This is a genomic window from Roseateles flavus (assembly GCF_039872765.1).
GTDB classification, from domain to species: Bacteria; Pseudomonadota; Gammaproteobacteria; order Burkholderiales; family Burkholderiaceae_C; genus Roseateles_B; species Roseateles_B flavus.
Window position 1 is genome coordinate 40,095 of sequence record NZ_JBDPZC010000010.1, and the last position, 21,038, is coordinate 61,132.

Below are 21,038 nucleotides of genomic sequence, written 5' to 3' on the forward strand. Positions count from 1 at the left end.
TCCGTCGCGACCGGCCTGGGCCGAGGGGCACGGGCAGGGCGGGACTGGGAGGGAGTTGCCGGCCGGCTGCCGCAAGACGCGGCGCCGGCGCGGGTGTCAATCAGAGAAGCAGGCTTCCCTGGGGCGGTCCGCGGGAGAGGGCGGGCTGCCAGACGCTGCGCTGTGCAGGCGAGGAGAGAAATCGTTCGGGCACCAGGGCCAGCACCCGGGCAGCCGTGGGCCGCACCTGGAGGCCCGTCGGCAGCGGGGCGAGGTCCTGCTGATGGGCTGCGCAGAACTTGCAGTGGGCCGAAAGCCCGTGGTCCTCGACGCCGCTGCGGCCACCATCGGGCCACTCGCCCTGCTGGGCGCGGGGCGAGACCAGGCTGGCACGGCAGACCTGGGTGAAGGGCGTCAGCTCACCCCGCTGGGCCGCCACCACCTGCGACAGCGCAGGCGCCAGCGCGCCGAACCAGAGGCTCAGCAGCACGAGGTAGCGCATCAGCAGGGAGGGGTGGCGGGTGATCACGGGGCGAAGTGTAGCCAAAGGCTTCCGCCAGGAACACGAACTGGATCAAGCCCGGAGGACAGGTTCAGGACAGGGTGGGATCGACGCCGTGGTGCTGCAGCAGCTCCCGCCAGGCGGGATCCTGCAGCAGGCCGGCCACGGTCCGGCGCAGCCATTCGCTCTGCTCGGCGGGCATCAGCGGCGACAGCAGCAGGCGCCGCTGGTAGCGCTGGCGGGGCGTCTCGGCAACATGGAGCCGGGCATCGAAGCCCGGCAGGCGCTGGCGCCAGCCGGCCAGTCCGCTGCGGGAGAGGAAGATGGCGTGCACCCGCCCCATCAGCAGCATGCGCAGGCAAGCCTCCTGGCTGAAGGAGTCCAGGCGCTGCACCTCGCCCGACTTCACCAGCGCTTCAGTTTCCGGGTAGACGTGGCCGAAGACGCCGCCCAGGGTCAGGCCTTTCAGCGAGGTCGGGCCCTGGTAGTCCACGGGGTAGGACCTCAGCGAGGCGACGAGGTCCTCGTCCTGCATCAGCGGCTCGGTCCAGAGGAAGCGGTGGCGGTCGGGGTCCTGGAACCAGGCCGGGCTCACCCAGGGCACCAGGCCTATCCAGTCGCTGCGCCCGACCAGGGCGGCCACCCGGCGGCGCGGTAGCAGCTCTTCATGCATCGGCGGCAGCAGCGGTCCGGCCCGCTCCTGCAGCAGTGCCAGCAGCGACTGCGTCAGGCCCTGGCCCGGGCCAGTGGAGAAGGGCGGGTAGTCGTAGTAGCTCAGGACCGGCAGGACCGACGGGCCCGCCGCCCGCGCCGGCCCGCTGCCCACCCCGGCCAGTGGGGCCAGGGCGAGGGCGAGGCAGTGTCGGCGTCGCAGGGCGGACTCGGGCATGACGGCTCCAGCGTGGGCAGGGACCCGTCTTTGGGAGTTATGCCCCTGCAGGCCCGCAGTATGCGCTCAAACCCCTGGCTGGCGACCCGCTGGCAGTGCGCCCCTGCAACGGCGGCGGTATCAGGCGCAGAGCAGATCCAGCAGCGTGCGGGCCACGACCTGGGTGGCCCGCCGCAGGTCGTCCAGCACCAGGTGCTCGTCGGCCCGCTTGGCATTGGACTCCAGCACGGTGCGCGGCCCGGCGCCGTAGATGGCGGCCGGGATGCCCTGCTCGCCATAGAGGCGCACATCGGTGTAGAGCGGCGTGCCGGAGGTCGGGATGGGCTCCCCGAACAGGGCCTGGCCATGGCGCTGCAGGGGTTCCACCAGGCGCTCGTGCCCCGGCAGCGGCTTCAGCGAACGGGCCAGCAGCAGGCGCCGGATCTCCACCGTGCCCGCAAAGCCCCGGGCCGCCTCGGCGATCACCTGGCGCAGCTCGGCCTCGACCTGCACCGGGTCCTCCTCGGGAATCATGCGGCGGTCCAGCTTCAGCACCACCTTGCCGGGGACGACGTTGGTGTTGGTCCCGCCCTCGATGCGGCCCACGTTCAGGTAGGGATGCTGGATGCCGGGCACCTGGCTGCAGAGCTGGCGGTAGCGCTCGTTCTGGGCATACAGGGCGTTGAGGATCGTCACCGCGCCCTGCAGGGCGTCGATGCCGGTGTCGGGGATGGCGGCATGGGCCATGCGGCCGTGCACCGTGAGCTCCATCTGCAGGCAGCCGTTGTGGGCGGTCACCACCTGGTAGCTGAAGCCGGCGGCCAGCAGCAGATCCGGGCGGGTGAGGCCCTGCCTGAGCAGCCAGCCCGGGCCCAGCTCGCCGCCGAACTCCTCGTCGTAGGTGAAGTGCAGCTCCACGCCGCCGCGCAGGGGCTGCTGCAGGCTCTCCAGTGCGCGCAGGGCGAAGGTGTAGGTGGCGAAGTCGCTCTTGCTGACGGCGGCGGCGCGGCCATAGAGCCGGCCATTCGCCACCTCGCCGCTGTAGGGACCGTGGGTCCAGCCCTCGCCGGGCGGCACCACGTCGCCATGGGCATTGAGCGCGATCACCGGGCCGCCCTCGCCGTAGCGGCGGCGCACGATGAGGTTGGTGATGCTCTGCAGCCCGGCGGCCTCGACCTCCTCCTGCGGCACCGCATGCGGCTCGGCCTGCAGCCCCATGGCGGCCAGCAGCTCCGCCGTGCGCTGGGCATGGGGCGCGTTGTTGCCGGGAGGCGTGTCGGTGGGGACCTGGACCAGGGCCTGCAGATAGGCCACCTCCTCCTCAAAGTGGGCGGCGATCCAGGCGTCCAGCTGCGCGTAGAGCGCCTGCCTGTCAGGGGCGGGGGGGATGATGGGGCTCATGCCTTGTGTTCCTTGCTCAATCCATCCAGCAGCGCCAGCAGGGCGCGCACGGCGAGGTCGGCATCGTCGTTGCTGACCGTTTCCAGCGGGTTGTGGCTGATGCCCAGATTGCCGCCGCGCACGAAGAGCATGGCCTGGGGCAGCGCCTCGTGGATCTTCATGGCGTCATGGCCGGCGCCCGAAGGCAGGCGGTGCACGGGCAGGCCCAGGCTCTGCACAGCGGCTTCCCAGCGTGCCTGCCAGGCCGCGTCGCTGGGCGCGGCCGAGGCGACGACGGTCGGGGTGAGCGAGCCCTGCAGGCCACGGCGCTCGCAGATCGACTGGAGGCGGGCGCGCACGGCGGCGTCCAGTGCATCGCGCTGGGTGTCGTCGCCAGCGCGGAGGTCCAGGCTGAAGCGGCAGCGGCCGGGCACCACATTGATCGAGCCGCCCGGCACCTCCAGCAGCCCCACGGTGCCCACGGTGCCAGGTCTTGCCTGCGCCTCGTGCTCGACGGCCAGCACCAGCTCGGCCGCGGCCGCGGCGGCGTCGCGGCGCCGGTCCATGGGCGTGGTGCCGGCGTGGCTGGCCAGGCCGGTGATCTCGCCCAGGTAGCGGCGGCTGCCGTTGATGGAGGTGACCACGCCCAGGGGCAGGTCCAGCTCGCACAGCACGGGGCCCTGCTCGATGTGCAGCTCCACATAGCCCCCGTAGCGGGCGGGATCGCGCCGCAGGGCCTGGATGGAGGCCAGCGTGCCGGGATGGCCGGCGGCGCGCAGGGCGTCCTGCAGGCGGATGCCCTCGGCGTCCTGCTGATCCAGCCAGGCCGGGTCGAAGCGTCCCACCAGCGCGCTGCTGCTGAGGAAGGTGGCGGCGAAGCGCTGGCCCTCCTCCTCGGCAAAGGCCACCAGCTCCAGCGTGAAGGGCAGGCGGCGGCCCTGCTGCTTCAGCTGGCGCACGGCCTCGATCGTGGCCAGCACGCCCAGCCGGCCGTCATGGCGGCCGGCGTTGCGCACGGTGTCGTAGTGGCTGCCGGTGAGCAGCCAGGGCGCGTCAGCCTGAATGCCATGGAGGACGCCCACCACATTGCCCAGCGCGTCGACGCTCACGTCGTCGAAGCCAGCTTCCTGCATCGCCAGGGTCAGGTCTTGCGCGACGGCCTGGTGGGCAGGCGTCATGTAGGTCACGCAGAGCTGGCCCTGCTCGGCGAAGGGCGGCTCGGAGTGACGGGCCAGGTGATCGGCGGCGTCCAGCACCGCGTTGCCCAGCAGGGGCGGCGCGGCGAACTTGTCGTCCAGCCGGATCTCGGCGATGCGGTGGATGTTGCGCAGGCACTCGGCGCGCTCCACATCGGGCGGTGCGTGCAGGCGGCGCTCGAAGGCCTCGATGATGGCCTGGCGCGAGAGGCCCAGGCCCCGCGGCCCGCGCACCGCCAGGATGAAGGGCCAGCCGAAGCGCTCGCCATAGGCCTTGTTCAGTGCCTGCAGCCGTTCGAACTCGGTGGGGCTGCAGTGCTGCAGGCCGGCGCGGCTTTGCTCGTCGGTGGATTCGGCGGTCAGCTGGCCCGCGACGGCGGCCTTGCCGGCCAGCTCCGGGTGGGCGCGGATCAGGCCCAGCTGCTCCTGCGGCGAGGCCTGGCTCACCGCCTGAGCCAGGGCCAGCTTCAGGGCGGCCAGGCTGGCGAAGGGCCGCCGCGCGGCGGCGCGGCGGGCGATCCAGGGCGAGTGCTCGTAGACGCCGTCCAGCGCGGCCACGAAGGCCTCGCCGTCCAGGGTGTTGAGGTGTTGGAGGTCCAGGCTCACGGCTCACTCCCAGACAAAGGCGGTGGCGGGATCGAAGGGATGCATGGCGCGCCAGTGCCGTGCGATGTCGAGGCGGCGGCAGATCCACACCTGCTCATGCGACTGCACGTGGTCCAGGAAGCGCTGCAGCGCCTTCATGCGGCCGGGACGGCCCAGCAGCCGGCAGTGCATGCCCACGCTCATCATGCGCGGGGTCTCGGCGCCCTCGGCGTACAGCACATCGAAGCTGTCGCGCAGGTACTCGAAGAACTCGTCGCCATGGCTGAAACCCTGCGGCAGGGCGAAGCGCATGTCGTTGCAGTCCAGGGTGTAGGGCACGACCAGATGCGGTGCCAGCGTGCCGTCGGACTTGCGCACTTGCAGCCAGAAGGGGAGGTCGTCGCCGTAGTAGTCGCTGTCATAGGCGAAGCCGCCGTGCTCGGCCACCAGGCGGCGGGTGTTGGGGCTGTCCCGCCCGGTGTACCAGCCTTCGGGGCGCTGGCCGGTCAGGCGCTCGATGATGGCCATGCCGCGCTGCAGGTGCTCGCGCTCCTGGGCCTCGTCCATGCCCTGGTAGTGGATCCAGCGCCAGCCGTGGCAGGCGATCTCGTGACCCAGCTCGACGAAGGCCTGCGTCAGCTCGGGATGCCGCTCCAGCGCCATCGAGACGCCGAAGACGGTCAGCGGCAGGCCGCGTCGCTCGAACTCGCGCAGCAGGCGCCACACGCCCACGCGCGAGCCGTATTCGTAGATGCCTTCCATGCTCAGGTGCCGCGCGGGGTAGGCCGCAGGGTTGAACATTTCGGAGAGGAACTGCTCGGAGCCCGCATCGCCGTGCAGCACCGAGTTCTCCCCGCCCTCCTCGTAGTTCAGCACGAACTGCAGGGCGACGCGGGCCTGGCCCGGCCATTGCGCCTGGGGCAGATTGCGGCCGTAGCCGATGAGGTCGCGGGGATAGCGTGCGTTCATAGCTGCAGGGCGGTCCTGAGGTCGGAAGAGGGTTGCTGCAGGCGCAGATGGGCCTCGACATGGCCCAGGTGGTCCAGCATCAGCTGCTCGGCGCGGGCGGCATCACCGGCCTCGAGGGCATCGACCAGGGCCTCGTGCCCGGCCTGGCTCTCGGCCGCCGAGTGGCTGCTCTGGTACATCAGCGCGATCAGGGAGGAGCGCGAGAGCAGCTCCTGAAGCAGGTCGGCCATCACCTCGTTGCCCAGCAGGCGGGCGAGCAGCACGTGGAAGTCGGCCAGCAGGCGGGTGCGGCCGCTGACGTCCTGGCGCTTCACCGCGGCGCGTTCCTCGCGCAGATGCGTGCGAAGCGCGCGGACCTGCGCGGGCGTGATGCGGCCGGCCAGCTCACGCGCCAGCTGCGCCTCCAGCATGCGGCGCAGCTCGAAGACCTGGCGGGCCTCCTCCACGCTGGGCTCGGCCACGCAGGCGCCGCGGGCAGGGGTGAGGGTGACGAGGCGGTCGCGGCTCAGCTGGTTCAGGGCCTGTCGCACCAGGGTGCGCGAGACCTGGAAGAGATCCGCCAGCTTCTGCTCCGCCAGGCGCGTGCCCGGCATCAGGCGGCGTTCGATGATGGCCTGGGTCAGGGCGGTGGCGATGCGGTCGGTGGCGCTGTCGCCGTCCTGGGAAGGGGCGGGCGCCTTGCGGCGAGACGGGCTGGGCATGTGAATTCGCTGGCTGTGTGCTGGAGTGTATACACTTTGCCCAACGCCGCAGGACGGCACCCCTGACCAGGATCGAGGAACTCCATGGGCAAGCTCACCACCCACGTGCTGGACACCATGCACGGACGACCCGCCGCCGGCATGCAGCTGCGGCTCTACCGACTGGATGCTGCGCCCGGTGGCACGCTGCAGCTGCTCAAGTCCCTGCATCTCAACGCCGACGGCCGCGTCGACGGCCCGCTGCTGGAGGGCGATGCCCTGCTGGCGGGCCGCTACCGCCTGGTCTTTGCCGTAGCGGACTATTTCCGGAGCCAAGGCGCCGTGCTGCCCGAGCCGGCCTTCCTGGACGAGGTGCCGCTGGATTTCGGCATCGCGGACACGGCCGCTCACTACCACGTGCCCCTGCTTGCCAGCCCCTGGAGCTACTCCACCTACCGCGGCAGCTGATCGATGAGCGTCTGGCAGGAACTGGCGCGGTGGCTGACCCGCGGGCCCGCGGTGCTGGTGCGTGTGGCGCAGGTGGAGGGCAGCGGGCCGCGTGAGGTCGGGGCCTGGATGGCCGTCAACGCTTCAAGCCTGCTGGGCACCATCGGCGGCGGGCAGCTGGAGCACGAGGCCATGGCCGAGGCCCGCGCCGGCCTGGCCGCAGGGCATGTGCTGCAGGCGCGTCGGCGCTTCGCGCTGGGCCCCAGCCTGGGCCAGTGCTGTGGCGGTGTCGTCCACCTGGATTTCGAATGGCTGGACGCCTCGCACATCGCCGGCCTGCGCGAGCGCCTGGGCGGCGAGGCGCAGTGGCGGCCCGTTGCGCTCTTTGGTGGCGGCCATGTGGGGCGGGCTCTGGTCGAGGTGCTGTCGCGCCTGCCGATGCGCATCCACTGGATCGACAGCCGGGACGAGATCTTCCCCGGCGGTCTGGCCGAGCGGGTGCGCACCGAGCATTCGGAGCCGGTGCAGGGCGCGGTGCCAGGTCTTGCCCCGGGCAGCCGGGTGCTGATCATGAGCTTCTCGCACGCCGAGGACCTGGACATCCTCGCCGCCTGCCTGAAGCGCCGGCGTGAACACGCGGACCTGCCCTTCATCGGGCTGATCGGCAGCCGCAGCAAGTGGGCGAAGTTCCAGGCCCGGCTGCGCGAGCGCGGTTTCAGCGAGGCCGAGCTGGCGGCGGTGCACTGCCCCATCGGCCTGCCGGGCATTGCCGGCAAGCAGCCGGAGGTCATCGCCATCGCCGTGGCCGCCCAGCTGCTGGGCCTGCCGGACGCCTGAGCTCAGTGCTTGTGCTCTTGCGGCGCAGAGGCTGCGCCGTGCTTGTGGCCGGAGCCCATGCCCATGCCGCCCTGCATCATGCCCATGCCGCGCACGCTGGCCTTGATCTCCATGGTCTCGCGCTTCTTGTCGGCGCCTTCGAAGACCAGGCTCAGGGGCACGGTGTCACCGTCCTTGACGGGGCCCTTCAGCTCCATGAGCATCAGATGGAAGCCGCCAGGCTTGAGCTCCACGGCCTGGCCCGCGGGCAGGTCCAGGGCCTCGACGGGGCGCATCTTCATCACGCCGCCGTCCATCTTCATCTCGTGCACCTCGGCCACGCCGGCCACCGGGCTGCTGACACTCACCAGCTTGACCGCCTTGGCGCTGCTGAGCTGCATGAAGGCACCGGTGCTCTTCTGCTGGGCAACGGTGGCACGCACCCAGGCGTCCTTGACGCTGACCTGGGCCTGCGCGGCCAGGGCCGCGCTGCAGAGGGCCAGGCCCAGCAGGGGGCGGGCGAAGGCGTGACGGAGAGACGTGGGGAAGGATGTCATCGACAGGGCTCCTGTGGAGGGTTCAATGCCCTCAGTATGCCGTCAGGGCGACCCGGGCCCCTGCGGCGGGTTCAGCCTTCGCACGGACGCTGGTGCGCAAGAAACTGTATACACTTTCGCTTCGGTCGCCGCGGCCGCCTGCTGCCCGATGGCAAGACATCCGGCAGCACATCCGCGACCTTCCCGGTTCACAGGGCCCGCTGTGGTGAGCCGCACTGGAGCTGATACCGCATGGAAAGCTATCTGCTGGACTGGGCCAATCTGCTGCTGCGCTGGCTGCACATCGTGACGGCCATCGCCTGGATCGGCGCCTCCTTCTACTTCGTCTGGCTCGACAACCACCTGCTCAAGCCGGAGGCGCCGGAGCTCAAGGCCCGCGGCGTGGACGGCGAGCTGTGGGCCGTGCATGGCGGCGGCTTCTACAACCCGCAGAAGTACCTGGTCGCGCCGCCCAACCTGCCTCAGCACCTGCACTGGTTCTACTGGGAGAGCTACTGGACCTGGATGAGCGGCTTCGCGCTGTTCACGGTCCTGTACCTGTTCAATGCCGAGAGCTTCCTGATCGACCGGCGCGTGCACGACTGGTCGGCGCCCGCGGCCATTGCCAGCGCGCTGGGCTTTCTCGCGGCGGGCTGGCTGGTCTACGACCAGATCTGCCGCCGCTTCGGCCACCGCAAGGACGGCAGCATTGGCAACGACGGCCTGGTGCTGGGCCTGATCGCCGTCTTCGTCGCCTTCGCGGCCTGGGCGGCCTGCCAGCTCTTCGCGGGGCGGGCGGCCTTCCTGATCGTGGGGGCCATGATCGCCACCATCATGAGCGCCAACGTCTTCTTCTGGATCATCCCCGGCCAGAAGCAGGTGATCGCGGACATGCGCGCGGGCCGCCCGGTGAGCCCGGTCTACGGGCAGCGCGGCAAGCAGCGCAGCGTGCACAACACCTTCCTGACGGCACCGGTGCTCGTCAGCATGCTCTCCAACCACTACGGCATGCTCTACAGCCATGACTGGAACTGGCTCGTGCTGATCCTGCTGATGCTGGGTGGCTCGCTGACCCGCACCTGGTTCGTCAAGCGCCACAAGGGCGTCAATGCCTGGCCGCTGCTGGTCGTCGTGGCGCTGATGCTGGCGGCCCTGCTGTGGCTGGTGAGGCCGGCGCCGCCGGTGGCCGCGGCCGGCAGCGCGGCGCCCAGTCTGGCCCAGGTGCAGGCGGTGGTGACGCAGCGCTGCGTGATGTGCCACGGCGCGGAGCTGGCCCAGAAGGGCGTGCGGCTGGACAGCGCCGAGGCCCTGCGGGCGCAGGCCCCCCAGGTCTACCAGCAGGTAGTGCTGCAGAGGACCATGCCCCTCAACAACGCCACGCAGATCACCGAGGACGAGCGCGCTCTGATCGGCCGCTGGGTGCAGGGCGGCGCGCGGCCCTGACCCCCGCGGCGGCCGGCCTACACTGGCCCGATGGACCTGACCCCCCGTGAACTGCTGACCCGGCTCTACCAGGCCGCGGTCGACCAGGCTGCGCCGCTGGAGCTCTTCCAGCCCGGCCGCATCGACTGGACCGATCTGCTGGGCGCCGAGCCGCAGGCGCTGCCCGGCCGCTGCCTGGTGATCGGTGCCGGCAAGGCCTCGGCCGCGATGGCGGCGGCCCTGGAGGCCCACTGGCCGGCCGCGGCGCCGCTGGAAGGCCTGGTCATCACCCGCCGCCTTCACACCCCACCCTGGGCGGCCTGCCGTCGCATCGAGATCGTCGAGGCCTCGCATCCGGTGCCCGATGCCGCAGGGGCGCAGGCTGCGGCCCGGATCCTGACCCTCGTGCAGGGCCTGCGGCCCGAGGACCGGGTGATCTGCCTGATCTCCGGCGGCGGCTCCGCGCTGCTGAGCCTGCCCCAGCCGGGCCTGAGCCTGGCGGACAAGCAATCGCTCAACCGCCAGCTGCTGGCCTCGGGCGCCTCCATCCAGGAAATGAATTGCGTGCGCAAGCACCTCTCGGCCATCAAGGGCGGGCATCTGGCGGCGGCCTGCGCGCCGGCGCGCGTCGCGACTCTGCTGATCTCGGACGTGCCGGGTGACGATCCCGCCGTGATCGCATCCGGCCCGACGGTGCCGGATGCCACCCGCTGCGAGGACGCCCTCGCGCTGTGCCAGCGCTACGCGCTCGAGCTGCCCGAGGCCGCCTGGGCGGGCCTGCGCAGCGGCGCCTTCGAGACGCCCAAGCCGGGCGATGCCTGCTTCACCGGCCACCGCGTGCAGATGCTGGCCACGCCGCGCCTGAGCCTGCAGGCCGCCGCCGCGCTGGCCCGCAGCCTGGGGCTGGCGGCCCATGTGCTGTCGGACCAGATCGAAGGGGAGTCGCGCGAGATCGGCCGCATGCACGCAGCCCTGGCGCAGTCGGCGGCCCGGCATGGCGAGCCTTTCAGCCGGCCCTGCGTGATCCTCTCCGGCGGCGAGACCACGGTGAGCATGGCCGCCGGTCTGCAGGGCCGCGGTGGCCGCGCCACCGAGTTTCTGCTGGGTTGCGCCCTGGGCCTGCAGGGCGAGCCGGGCGTTCATGTGCTGGCGGCCGACACCGACGGCATCGACGGTTCCGAGGCCAATGCCGGGGCCTTCATCGGGCCGGACAGCCTCGCCCGCGCGCAGGCGCTGGGCCTGTCCGCGGCCGACCTGCTCGCCCGGCACCGGGCCTACGACTTCTTCGAGGCCCTGGGAGACCTCTTCAGCCCGGGGCCGACCTTCACCAACGTCAACGACTTCCGCGCGCTGCTGTTGCCTTGATCCGGCGCAAGAGAGGCCTCAGCGGGGCTGACGCAGCTCCAGGCCGCGCCGTGCCGCCATCTCCTCGCCCATGGCCTGCTGCTGCGCCGTGCTGAGGCCGTGCTGCGCGCTGGGGAAGACCAGCTGGTTTTCCAGGCGCACATGCTCCTTGTGGATGTCGACGAAGGCGTCGCTGGCCCGCCAGAGCACCTCCTGCTGCAGGGTGGGCAGAGGGCCGTCCGGCAGGCCGTCGAGCTGGGCCAGCAGGGTGCGCAGCACCTGCCATTGCGCGTGGATGCGCTGGTGGTCGTCCCGCAGCCGGGTGCAGACTTCCTGCAGGGCTTCGTCGTCCAGCTGCTCCAGCACGGGGAAGACATGCAGTTCCTCGTCCTGGTGATGCAGGGGGGCAGCGAGGTCGAAGTAGCGCCGGATGTCCCGGGCGGCGTCACGGGCGCTGGCATCCACGCCCTGGACCTTCAGATGCTGGCACAGGCGCATCAGCAGCTGCAGGCTGCGCTCCACCCGTTCATGGCAGGCCTGCAGCAGCTCGAAGGGCTGCTCATAGCTGCTGCCGAAGCGCTGCTCCGGCGTCTGGCTCTGCGGAGCCTGGAATTTGATCTGGGCCATGCGTCCCATTGTGGCCGCGCCGGGCTGCCCCTTGCAGCCATGTCCCTTTGATTCAGCGCAAGGACGCCGGCCGGGCCATGCGGGACAGTCTGCCCATCATCCTGGCACCCTGACCAACACGTGGACACCCTCGACAGCCGCAGCCTGCAATCCGCCCACGCCACCGTGCGTCCGGCCGGCTTTGACGCCGGCGCCGTGCTGTGCCTGCCCTCCGACTGGACGCCCCTGCTGGGCTCGCCGGCACTGAGCACCTCCGAGCTGCAGGCCCTGCAGGGCATGGCGACCCAGCAATGGGTGCCGGCCGGCAGCTTCGTGTTCACCCGGCAGCAGCCGGCCACGCAGCTCTATGCCGTGCTCGACGGTTCGGTGGGCCTGGGCCTGGCCCGTGCCGACGAGCCCTTTCACCTCGAGCGCACCGTGCGCGGCCCGCAGTGGCTGGACCTGGCCAGCGCCTGGCTGGGTGCCGAGCACGCGCAGGACGCCCGGGCGGTGAACGATGCTCGCGTCGTCGGCCTGCCGCTGCAGCCCCTGCGCAGCCTGCTGATGCGCCAGCCGGCGCTGCAGGAACGGCTGCTGGTGGCCCTGGCGGGCACCGTGCACAGCCTCACCAGCGTCACCCATGACCTGATGCACAAGGACGCCGAACGGCGCCTCGCGGCCTGGCTGCTGCAGTCCTGCGAAGCCGTTGACGAACGCGAGGGTCGCGTGGCGCTGAAGGAACGCAAGCGGGACATCGCCGCCCAACTGGCCATCACGCCGGAGACGCTGTCGCGCATGATGCGCCAGCTCAACCGCAAGGGCCTGATCGAGGTGCAGGGCTACCAGGTGCGCGTGCTGGACCTGCCGGCGCTGCGCGCGCTCGCGGGCGACTGAACCTCGCCGCGCCGATTGAGGCTGCTGCGCCGCAGCATGCCTCCCGCGCCCGCCGCAGGCCGGTGGTTCCGCGGCCTGGGCCATATTCAAGCGCACCTCAAGCGTGACATTTCACAGCGTCTGCGCGGAAAAGCGTGGTGCGCCGGCGATACCTGCGCGGCACCTGCTCATCTAGACTGGATCGACAGTCTGACCCAGACCTCATCTGTCCTGGAAGGAGCGCCCCGTGCTTGCAGCCGCAGAAAAGTTCTTCTCGAACCACAACGCCCTGCCCACCATGCCCGAGGTCGCCAGCAGGCTGCTGCGCAGCTTCGACGACGACCGCATCAGCCTCGGTGCCATCGCCGACCTGGTGGCCAAGGACGCCTCGCTGGCTGCCAAGGTGCTGCGCCTGGCCAACTCGGCGCGCTACAGCCCCTCGCACACCATCGCCACCCTGCAGGACGCCGCGGCCGCGCTGGGCATGGACAGCCTGCGCAACCTGTCGCTCGCCGCCTGCATGTGCGGTGCCTTCCCTTCGGTGCCGGGCCTGGACCGGACCCTGTTCTGGCGCCACAGCCTGGCTACCGCCGGCTATGCGCGCATCCTCGGCCGCATGCTGCAGCTGGATGCCGACACCACCTATCTCGCGGGCCTCATGATGCGGACCGGGCAGTTGATGATGGCCCTGTCGGATCCCGGCCAGGTGGCTGACGTGGAGAAGCATGCCGCCGAACCCGGCAGCCGCTTCTCGCTGGAAATGCACCGCTTCGCCTGCACCCATGCCGACGTGACGGCCTCCCTGGCCCAGCACTGGCATTTCCCGCCGGCCATGGTCGAGGCCTTCAAGGATGCCAACGCCCCGATGGAGATCCGGCCTTTCTCGCTGATGGCCGCTGTCCTGCACATGGCGGAGGTGCTGGCTGATGCACAGCAGGCGCACGAGGACCCGGTCAAAGCCCTCAACGCGGCCGTGCCTGAGCTGGTGGGCCATGTCCATCTGGACCTGGACTATCTGCGCGCCCGGCTCGAGGCGGCCGGCGACCTCAGCTCAGACGCCGACCTGCTGCTGCACTGAGGTCCCCTGCCCGCCGCCCGGCTTGACCGGGCGAGGGGGTCAGGTCTTGCCGACCGGCTTGCCCATCGCGGCCAGGCGCTTGCGCGCATCCTCGGCGCCGTCGAACTTCGCGCCCGACTTGAGCGACTCCTGGTAGGCCTGCGCTGCCTGGGCCGTCTGGCCCAGCTTCTCCAGGGCCAGGCCCTGGCGGTACTTCAGGTAGGGCAGCTGCGGTGCCAGCTTCTGGGCCTGCTGGATCGAGCGCAGCGCCGCCTCGGCGTCGCCGCTGGCCAGCTGCACGGCGGCCAGGGTGTCCAGGAAGCCGAAGTTGCGCGGTTCCAGTTCCACGGCCTTGCGAGCCCATTCCTGCGCCGGACCGAGGTCCTTCTGCTGCTGGGCGGCCAGCCAGGCCATGTTGTTCCAGGCGCCTGCCAGCTTCGGATCGGCCTCGCTGGCCTTGCGATAGGCCGCCATGGCTTCCGCGGTCTTGCCCTGGCCTTCCAACAGGTTGCCCCACTTGAGGTGAAGCGCGGCGGTGTCCTCGCCCTTGCCCTGCGCGGCGAATCGCTCGTAGTCCTGCTGGGCGGCCGGCCAGCGCCCGGCGCCAGCCTGCAGGTCCAGCAGGAGCAGCTTGCTGCGAGCCAGGGCGGGGTCCAGGGACTCTGCCTGGCGGGCCAGCTCGATGGCCTTGTCCCAGCTGCGCTGGGCGGCATGGATTTCGGCGGCGGCCAGCAGGGGCAGGGGGTTGCGGGGCGCGAGGCCGCTGCACTGCTCGAAGGCCTTCAGCGCGCCGGCCAGGTCCCGTTGGGCCACCAGGGCGCGTCCCAGGCCGAAGGCAGCGGCGGGATGCAGGGGATCGGCCTGGCTGGCCATGCGGAAGCTGGCGGCAGCTTCCTTGGCCTTGCCCAGGCTGAGCTGCAGCTCGCCGAGGTCGAGCTGTGCCGGCGCGTACTTGGCATCCGACCGGGCGGCAAGCTGGAACTGACGCTCCGCATCGGCCGCCTTGCCCTGGGCTGCGGCCAGCCGGCCTGCGGTGGTCAGGACCTCGGCCGACTTGGGCGCCAGGGCCAGGGCGCGTTGCACCAGCTTCTCTGCCGCGGCGACATTGGAGCGGCGCAGCTGCACGTCCGCCAGGCCCAGGAGCGGCTCATAGGCCTTGGGGGCCAGCTTGGCGGCCAGGTTGAAGGCGGCATCGGCCTCGGCCCACTGGCCCTTGTCCAGGGCCTGGTTGCCCTTGCGCCAGGCTTCCTCGGCCTCGTGCTGGCTCAGCAGGGCGCTGTCTGCCCCCAGCGGACGCTGACCGCCGGCCTCGCGCTGCGCCAGGCGGTTCTTGTGCGCCGTCTCGTTGACCACAGGATTGGCGAAGGTCGGCAGACTCAGAGCGAGGGCCAATGCGATGACGAGGCGATGGGGGCGGGGCAATTGCATGGCGTCGATGGGCGGGCTCCGGCGTGTCCAGGCCTGCCAGTTGAGGAGGGGTGGAGGGGATGGAACGCTATTGGAGCCCAAGCGCCTGACTTTGTCGTCCCACCTGAATGCAGGGCCGGGCGGTGCCGAAGCAGTCGCGATGAGGATTCCAGTCGGATACCAGTATGCCGCCAGTTACGTCTTCTCCATCAACCTAGGGGTGTCGGGTGCTTTGACAGAAAAATCTGAAGCATTTGGAAACGATTTTCCAAGTTATTGATTCTGCACAGCAAAGGGGTGTTGGCACGGCATATGCATTGAGTCCTGCGCAGTCTCTGCCCGGCCTTGTTACCGGCGGGGCTTGTAACGAATCTACTCAACGGAGAAACAAGATGAAGGCATACAAGGTTTTGGCTGGTCTGGCCCTGGTGGCAGGCAGCTTTGCAGCCCAAGCTGCACCGACCGTGCTGGACACGGGCATTCTGAAGATGGGCGTGGCCGACAACGGCGGCCTGGGCGCCATGGGCGTCGGCCTGTCCGGCCCCACGGGTGATGCCATCACCCCGGGCTGCCTGTGCGAAGGCTGGGGCGCTGCCGCTGGCGGCGCTTCGGGCTACGTGTACGGCCTGGGTGGCACGGGCGTCGTGTCCGCACTGACCACCACCACCACCGCTTCCGGTGCCGGCCTGTCGGCCCAATCCGTGGTGATGCTGTCCAACGGTCTGCAAGTCACCCACAAGTACTCGTACGCCGCTGGCGGCTCGCTGTTCAAGATCGAAGTGGTGCTGACCAACACCACCGCCGGTTCCCTGAGCGACGTGCGCTATGCCCGTACCCTGGACTGGGACGTGACCCCGGGCTACTTCGGCAGCAACTACACCACCGTCTACGGCGGCACCCCCACGGGCCCCGGCGGCAAGGTGCTGCACACCTCCACCAACCCCTTCGCCGTGCCGGACCCGATGGTGTTCCGCGCTCAAGAGTCCGACACCAATGTGGTGAACTCGGTGGGTGACAAGGGCGGTTACTTCGTCTTCGGCTTCGGCGCCCTGAACGCTGGCGAGTCCACCTCCTTCAACACCTTCATCGGCGCTTCGCGCTCCGTGGGTGGCCTGAAGGCCGCTCTGGGTTCGGTCGGCGTGGAAGCCTACTCCTACACCACCGGCAACAGCGTGGCTGACGGCGACTTCGCCCCGGCCTACGGCTACGGCTTCGCTGGCCTGGGCCTGCCCCCGTCCCTGGTGCCGGAACCCGGCTCCCTGGCTCTGCTGGGCATCGCCGCCATCGGTGCTGGCCTGATCGGTCGCCGCCGTCGCGCCTAATGGCCTGACACCTGCCGCAGCCGCGGCAGGTCAAGTCCTCAAGATCGAACCCCGAGTGCCGCAAGGCCTCGGGGTTTTTTCGTGGCGGCTCGCGGCGGCTGAGCTTGCCGCGCTCAGAATGGTTGCAGGGCCCGCAGGACCCGTTCTGCCGTGGCCGGAGCCTGCAGGGGCGGCGCCGAGGGATTGACGCTGGCCACGGCATCCTGCAGGGCCAGAAGCACGGCGAAGGGCAGCAGCAGCGGCGGCTCGCCCACGGCCTTGGAGCGGTGGATGCTGTCGGCCCCATTGGGCCGCCCGAAGAGCTTCACCCGGAAATCCAGCGGCATGTCATTGGCCGTGGGGATCTTGTAGGTGCTGGGCGCATGGGTCAGCAGCTTGCCGCTCTGGGGATGCCAGCGCAGCTCCTCGGTGGTGAGCCAGCCCTGGCCCTGCACGAACGCGCCTTCGACCTGGCCGATGTCCAGCGCCGGGTTCAGTGACTGGCCGACGTCATGCAGGACATCGGCGCGCAGCACCCGGGATTCGCCGGTGAGCGTGTCGACCAGGACCTCGGCCACGGCCGCGCCGAAGGCAAAGTAGAAGAAGGGCCGCCCCTGCAGGGTCTCGCGATTCCAGTGCAAGCCGGGGGTGGCATAGAAGCCTTCGCTCCACAACTGGATGCGTCGCAGATAGGCCTGCTGCACCAGCGTGCCGAAGGGAAGGGTGGCGTCGGGGCGCCCGGCCACCCGGACCTGCCCCTCGGCCCAGCGCAGCGAATCGACCGGCGCCTGCAGCAGTTCGGCCGCCAGGGGTTCCAGCCGCTGGCGGATGCGCCCCGCGGCGTCCTGGGCCGCCTTGCCGTTGAGGTCGGCCCCGGTCGAGGCGGCCGTGGCCGAGGTGTTGGCGATCTTGCTGGTGTCGGTCGCGGTGGCGCGCACGGCTGCCAGCGGCAGGCCCAGGGTCTGGGCCACCACCTGTGCGACCTTGGTGTTGAGGCCCTGGCCCATCTCGGTGCCGCCGTGGTTCACTAGCACCGAACCATCGGTGTACACATGTACCAGTGCGCCGGCCTGGTTGAGATGGACGACGTTGAAGGAAATGCCGAACTTCAGCGGCGTGAACGCCAGGCCACGCTTGAGCACCGGGCTGCGGGCGTTGAAATCGGCGATCTCGGCACGGCGCTGCGCGTAGTCGCAGTCCTGCAGCAGCTGCGTGCTGAGCGGCTCCAGCAGGTTGTCCTCCACCACCTGGCCATAGGGCGTGACATTGCGCCCGCCTTCGTCGGCGTAGAAGTTGCGCTGCCGGACCACGGCCGGGTCCAGTCCCAGCTGTCGGGCGATGCCGTCGAGGATCACCTCCATGACCAGCGCGCCCTGGGGCCCGCCGAAGCCGCGGAAGGCGGTGTTGCTCTGCGTGTTCGTGCGGGCGCAGAAGCCGTGCAGGGCCACGTGCGGCAGCCAGTAGGCATTGTCGAAGTGGCACAGGGCGCGCGTCATCACCGGCGCCGAGAGGTCCGCTGAATGGCCGCAGTTGGCAATGAGATCGACCTCGGCGGCGAGCAGCCGGCCGTCGGCGTCGAAGCCCACGTCCCAGCGGTAGTCGAAGCCGTGGCGCCGCCCGGTGATGAGGAAGTCGTCGTCACGGTCCAGGCGCAGCTTGACGGGGCGCTGCAGCCGGTGGGCCGCGAGGGCGGCCACACAGGCGAAGAGCGCCGACTGCGATTCCTTGCCGCCAAAGCCACCCCCCATGCGCCGGCATTGCACCTGCACTCGGTGACTCTCCCAGCTCAATGCGTGAGCCACCAGCTGCTGCATCTCCGAGGGGTGCTGGGTCGAGCAGTGCAGCAGCAGGCCCTGGTCTTCCTGAGGCAGCGCGTAGCTGATCTGGCCTTCCAGGTAGAACTGCTCCTGGCCGCCCACCGCCCACTCGCCCTGCCAGCGACGCGGTGCCGATGCCAGCGCCGCCGCCGCATCGCCACGCCGAAGGTGCATGGGGGGCACGACGTACTGGCCGGCGGCATGGGCGTCCAGCGCGGTGAGCAGCGCCGGCCGGGCCTCGCACTGGATGAAGCGGGCGGCCTGCGCGGCCGCACGCCGGGCCAGGTCCCGATCGCTCGCGATCACGGCGAACACCGGCTGCCCGAGGTAGCGCAGCTCGCCGTCGGCCAGGATGGGGTCGTCATGCAGCAGCGGACCGCAGTTGTTCTCGCCCGGGATGTCCTCGGCGGTGAGCACGGCCACGACGCCGGGCAGGGCCAGCAGGGCGGCGCGGTCCACGCCGATCAAGCGGCCATGGGCGATGGGCGACAGACCCAGCGCGGCATGCAGGGTGCCGCGCAACTCCGGGAGGTCGTCGGTGTAGCGGGCCTCGCCGCTGACGTGCAGGGCCGCCGATTCATGCGGCCGGCTGCTGCCGGCGACAGGGGTGGGCGAGAGCGTCTCCGCAGCGAGGGGTGGGCAGGCCTTGTTCATGGCTGAGCTCCGGTCACCGGCTGCTGGCCATCGCGCCCCAGCTGCGTGGCCCACCAGAGGCCGCTGCGCGCGGCGGGCAGGGGGCTGTCGGTGCGCGTCTCCAGCCAGAAGCGCCGCAGCAGGTTGCCGGCGACCTGGAGTCGATACGCCGCAGAGGCTCGCAGATCGCTGAGGGGCTGGAAGTCCTGGGGCAGGGCCGCCACCGCTGTCTGCAGCGTGTGCTCATCCCAGGCCTGGTCCAGCAAGGCGGCTTCCGCCTGCGAGGCGCGCTTGACGATGCCCGCCATGCCGCCATAGACCAGGCGGGCCTCGCGGACCTTGCCTTGCGCCAGGCGCAACGCGAACACGGCGCAGACGGCGGAGATGTCGCTGTCGTAACGCTTGGCGATCTTGTAGCCGCGCAGCTGCCAGTCCTCGCCGGGCAGGGGCAGGTGCAGGGCCTCGACGAACTCGCCGGGCTGCAGGGCGTTCTTCATGTAGTCGAGGTAGAAGTCCTGCAGGGGCAGGCGGCGCTGCGCGGCGCCCAGGCGCAGCACGATCTCGGCGCCCAGGGCGATCAGGGCCGGCGCGCCGTCGCCGATGGGTGAGCCATTGGCGATGTTGCCGCCCAGCGTGCCCGCATGGCGCACTGGCGGCGAGGCAAAGCGCAGCCATAGCTCGCGCAGGGCCGGGACCCGGTCCACCAGCGCGGTCCAGGCGTCCTCCAGGGACACGGCCGCGCCTATCCACAAGCCGGGCTGGCCGTCATGCCAGGGCTCGGCGCGCCATTCGCGCAGGGCGGCCACCTGCAGCGTGCTGATCAAGGTCCCCACGTCGCGGTGCTGCTTGTTGACCCACAGGCCGATGTCGGTGGCACCGGCCAGCAGGCGCGACTGCGGCCACTGCTGGCGCAGCACGGCCAGGTCTTCCAGGCTGCGGGGCGCGAGGAACTGGCGCGGCGCCTGCTGGGCGGGATCGAAGGCCTCGTAGGCCAGCGGGGCGTCCTCGCGCAGCTGGCGCAGCGCGGCTTCGGCCGCGCTGGTGTCGAGACGCTGGACAGGCCGCTCGAACATCTGCTCGCCCGCGTCCAGGATGGGGCGGTAGCCCGTGCAGCGGCACAGATTGCCCGCCAGGCCGTCGGCCAGCTGCTGGCGGCTGGGGCGCGTGCCCGCCGCCTGATGCGATTCATAAAGGGCCTGCAGCGTCATCGCGAAACCCGGCGTGCAGAAGCCGCATTGCGAGCCATGGCAGTCCACCAGGGCCTGTTGCACGGGATTGAGCTGGCGCGAGGAGCCCAGGTCCTCCACAGTGAAGAGGGCCTTGCCGTCCAGCATGGGCAGGAACTGGATGCAGGCATTGAGGTTGCGCAGCTGCAGGCGCTCCTGGGCGTCGAGCTCGCCGACCAGTACCGTGCAGGCGCCGCAGTCGCCCTCGGCGCAGCCTTCCTTGCTGCCGCAGGCGTCGGCGGATTCGCGCAGCCAGCGCAGCACGCTCGTCGTCGGGGGCAGCGAGCGCACTTCCTGGATCTGGCCACGGAAGAAGAAGCGGATGGGGCGTGTGTTCATGAGAATCCTGTTCCAGCCTCGCACCTTACGCGCGCGGTCGCGCGGACGGGATATGCTCACTCAAATAGTGGGTATCAGCGAGCGAATATGGCGGAAGCGGCGGCACTGGCCAAGATCGAGCTTCAGCTCATCCGGGTCCTGCACACATTGATCAGCGAACGCAGCGTTTCCCGGGCCGCCCTGCGGCTCGGCAGCTCGCAACCGGCCGTTTCCGGCCAGTTGCGGCGTCTGCGCGCGCTCACGGGCGACCCGCTGCTGGTGCGCAGCGGCCAGGGCATGGCGCCCACGCCCACGGCCCTGGCGCTGCAGGAGCCGGCCGCGCGCCTGCTGCTGGAGGCCGAGCGCATCTTCAGCCCGCGCCAGCGCCTGCAGGCCTTCGAGCCGGCCACGGCCCGACAGCGCTTCCGCATCGCCGCCAGCGACTACCTCGATCCCTTCTTCCTGCCCGAGCTGGTGGCCCGCCTGCAGCGCGAGGCGCCGGGTGTGCAGCTGGACCTGCAGGCGCTTTCTGCGGATTTCGACTACCGCGCCGCCCTGGCCCGCGGCGAGGTGGACCTCGTCATCGGCAACTGGCCCGAGCCGCCTGAGGAGCTGCACCTGGGCCGCCTCTTCAGCGACGAGCTGGTGGTGCTGATGAGCCAGGACCACCCCATGGCGCGGGCCCCTGCGCGCAGCTGGACCTTGGAGCGCTACCTCGCCTGCCAGCATCTCGCGCCCATGCCCTTTGCCGCGGCCCAGCCGGGGTTCGTGGACCAGCACCTGGCCAGCCTGGGCCTGAGCCGCTCCGTCGCCGTGCGCAGCGCCCATTTCGGGCAGCTGCCGCAGATGGTGGCCCAGAGCCTGCTGGTGCTGACGACGGGGCGCCAGTTCTGCAGCCGCTTCGTGGACCAGCTGCCGGTGAAGATCCTGCGCTGCCCCGTGCCTTTCCCGCCTCTGAACTACTACCAGCTCTGGCATGAGCTGGGCCACGCGGCGCCCGCCCATCGCTGGCTGCGCGAGCAGGTGCGCGAGCTCGCGCGCCAGCTGGCGCGCGCCTGAAACCCATGACGAAAGAG

The 21,038-nt window shown here is 70.6% G+C and carries 19 protein-coding genes; 8 read left to right on the forward strand and 11 right to left on the reverse strand.

The window, feature by feature from the left end; all coding sequences use genetic code 11:
• Window positions 1-100: 100 nt before the first annotated feature.
• The 6 genes from ABDJ40_RS19085 to ABDJ40_RS19110 all read right to left on the reverse strand — a co-directional run bounded on the left by ABDJ40_RS19085 (window position 101) and on the right by ABDJ40_RS19110 (window position 6,180).
• Entirely contained in the window at window positions 101-526 is a 426-nt protein-coding gene (locus ABDJ40_RS19085; protein ID WP_347611982.1) for a DUF2946 domain-containing protein, read from the reverse strand.
• Between the two features lie 46 nt (window positions 527-572).
• Window positions 573-1,370 carry a substrate-binding periplasmic protein gene (locus ABDJ40_RS19090; RefSeq protein ID WP_347611984.1) on the reverse strand — a complete coding sequence of 266 codons (798 nt, stop codon included), beginning with the start codon at window positions 1,368-1,370 and terminating at the stop codon, window positions 573-575.
• A gap of 120 nt (window positions 1,371-1,490) precedes the next feature.
• The gene (locus tag ABDJ40_RS19095; RefSeq protein WP_347611986.1) at window positions 1,491-2,750 is read right to left on the reverse strand and encodes a M20 family metallopeptidase; all 1,260 of its coding nucleotides are present in this window, start codon (window positions 2,748-2,750) and stop codon (window positions 1,491-1,493) included.
• The gene (gene uraD, locus ABDJ40_RS19100; protein ID WP_347611987.1) at window positions 2,747-4,531 is read right to left on the reverse strand and encodes a 2-oxo-4-hydroxy-4-carboxy-5-ureidoimidazoline decarboxylase; all 1,785 of its coding nucleotides are present in this window, start codon (window positions 4,529-4,531) and stop codon (window positions 2,747-2,749) included. Before uraD ends, ABDJ40_RS19095 begins: the two co-directional genes overlap by 4 nt.
• A 3-nt stretch (window positions 4,532-4,534) precedes the next feature.
• On the reverse strand, window positions 4,535-5,479 hold the full coding sequence (gene puuE, locus ABDJ40_RS19105; RefSeq protein ID WP_347611989.1) for an allantoinase PuuE: 945 nt from the start codon (window positions 5,477-5,479) through the stop codon (window positions 4,535-4,537).
• On the reverse strand, window positions 5,476-6,180 hold the full coding sequence (locus ABDJ40_RS19110; RefSeq protein WP_347611991.1) for a GntR family transcriptional regulator: 705 nt from the start codon (window positions 6,178-6,180) through the stop codon (window positions 5,476-5,478). Before ABDJ40_RS19110 ends, puuE begins: the two co-directional genes overlap by 4 nt.
• An 84-nt stretch (window positions 6,181-6,264) precedes the next feature.
• On the opposite strand from ABDJ40_RS19110, the gene uraH reads away from it, so the two are divergent.
• Both uraH and xdhC read left to right on the forward strand, forming a co-directional pair.
• On the forward strand, window positions 6,265-6,627 hold the full coding sequence (gene uraH / locus ABDJ40_RS19115) for a hydroxyisourate hydrolase (protein WP_347611994.1): 363 nt from the start codon (window positions 6,265-6,267) through the stop codon (window positions 6,625-6,627).
• 3 nt (window positions 6,628-6,630) lie between these two features.
• The gene (gene xdhC / locus ABDJ40_RS19120; protein WP_347611996.1) at window positions 6,631-7,443 is read left to right on the forward strand and encodes a xanthine dehydrogenase accessory protein XdhC; all 813 of its coding nucleotides are present in this window, start codon (window positions 6,631-6,633) and stop codon (window positions 7,441-7,443) included.
• Between the two features lie 2 nt (window positions 7,444-7,445).
• On the opposite strand, the gene ABDJ40_RS19125 is transcribed toward xdhC, so the two are convergent.
• Window positions 7,446-7,979, reverse strand: coding sequence for a copper chaperone PCu(A)C (locus ABDJ40_RS19125; protein WP_347611997.1), 534 nt, complete (start codon window positions 7,977-7,979; stop codon window positions 7,446-7,448).
• Between the two features lie 231 nt (window positions 7,980-8,210).
• On the opposite strand from ABDJ40_RS19125, the gene ABDJ40_RS19130 reads away from it, so the two are divergent.
• Window positions 8,211-9,401, forward strand: a complete 1,191-nt coding sequence (locus ABDJ40_RS19130; protein WP_347612000.1) for a urate hydroxylase PuuD — start codon at window positions 8,211-8,213, stop codon at window positions 9,399-9,401.
• Between the two features lie 30 nt (window positions 9,402-9,431).
• A complete protein-coding gene (locus tag ABDJ40_RS19135) occupies window positions 9,432-10,745 on the forward strand; it encodes a glycerate kinase type-2 family protein (protein WP_347612001.1) in 1,314 nt (437 codons plus the stop codon).
• 18 nt (window positions 10,746-10,763) lie between these two features.
• Here the strand turns inward: ABDJ40_RS19135 and ABDJ40_RS19140 are convergent, their stop codons facing one another.
• Window positions 10,764-11,351, reverse strand: coding sequence for a hemerythrin domain-containing protein (locus tag ABDJ40_RS19140; RefSeq protein WP_347612004.1), 588 nt, complete (start codon window positions 11,349-11,351; stop codon window positions 10,764-10,766).
• Window positions 11,352-11,471: 120 nt separating this feature from the next.
• Between ABDJ40_RS19140 and ABDJ40_RS19145 the strand changes: the two genes are divergently transcribed.
• On the forward strand, window positions 11,472-12,224 hold the full coding sequence (locus tag ABDJ40_RS19145) for a Crp/Fnr family transcriptional regulator (RefSeq protein WP_347612005.1): 753 nt from the start codon (window positions 11,472-11,474) through the stop codon (window positions 12,222-12,224).
• A 226-nt stretch (window positions 12,225-12,450) separates the two neighbouring features.
• Complete coding sequence (locus ABDJ40_RS19150; RefSeq protein WP_269629911.1) at window positions 12,451-13,281, forward strand: HDOD domain-containing protein; 831 nt, start codon at window positions 12,451-12,453, stop codon at window positions 13,279-13,281.
• A 39-nt stretch (window positions 13,282-13,320) separates the two neighbouring features.
• Here the strand turns inward: ABDJ40_RS19150 and ABDJ40_RS19155 are convergent, their stop codons facing one another.
• On the reverse strand, window positions 13,321-14,688 hold the full coding sequence (locus ABDJ40_RS19155; protein WP_347612007.1) for a tetratricopeptide repeat protein: 1,368 nt from the start codon (window positions 14,686-14,688) through the stop codon (window positions 13,321-13,323).
• Window positions 14,689-15,059: 371 nt separating this feature from the next.
• On the opposite strand from ABDJ40_RS19155, the gene ABDJ40_RS19160 reads away from it, so the two are divergent.
• Window positions 15,060-15,989, forward strand: coding sequence for a PEP-CTERM sorting domain-containing protein (locus tag ABDJ40_RS19160; RefSeq protein WP_347612009.1), 930 nt, complete (start codon window positions 15,060-15,062; stop codon window positions 15,987-15,989).
• 113 nt (window positions 15,990-16,102) lie between these two features.
• Here ABDJ40_RS19160 and xdhB read toward each other — a convergent pair whose 3' ends face one another.
• On the reverse strand, window positions 16,103-18,439 hold the full coding sequence (gene xdhB, locus ABDJ40_RS19165; RefSeq protein ID WP_347612010.1) for a xanthine dehydrogenase molybdopterin binding subunit: 2,337 nt from the start codon (window positions 18,437-18,439) through the stop codon (window positions 16,103-16,105).
• A complete protein-coding gene (xdhA, locus tag ABDJ40_RS19170; protein ID WP_347612013.1) occupies window positions 18,436-19,983 on the reverse strand; it encodes a xanthine dehydrogenase small subunit in 1,548 nt (515 codons plus the stop codon). The genes xdhB and xdhA overlap by 4 nt, the downstream gene beginning before the upstream one ends.
• 87 nt (window positions 19,984-20,070) lie before the next feature.
• Between xdhA and ABDJ40_RS19175 the strand changes: the two genes are divergently transcribed.
• The gene (locus ABDJ40_RS19175) at window positions 20,071-21,021 is read left to right on the forward strand and encodes a LysR family transcriptional regulator (protein ID WP_347612014.1); all 951 of its coding nucleotides are present in this window, start codon (window positions 20,071-20,073) and stop codon (window positions 21,019-21,021) included.
• Window positions 21,022-21,038: the final 17 nt, after the last annotated feature.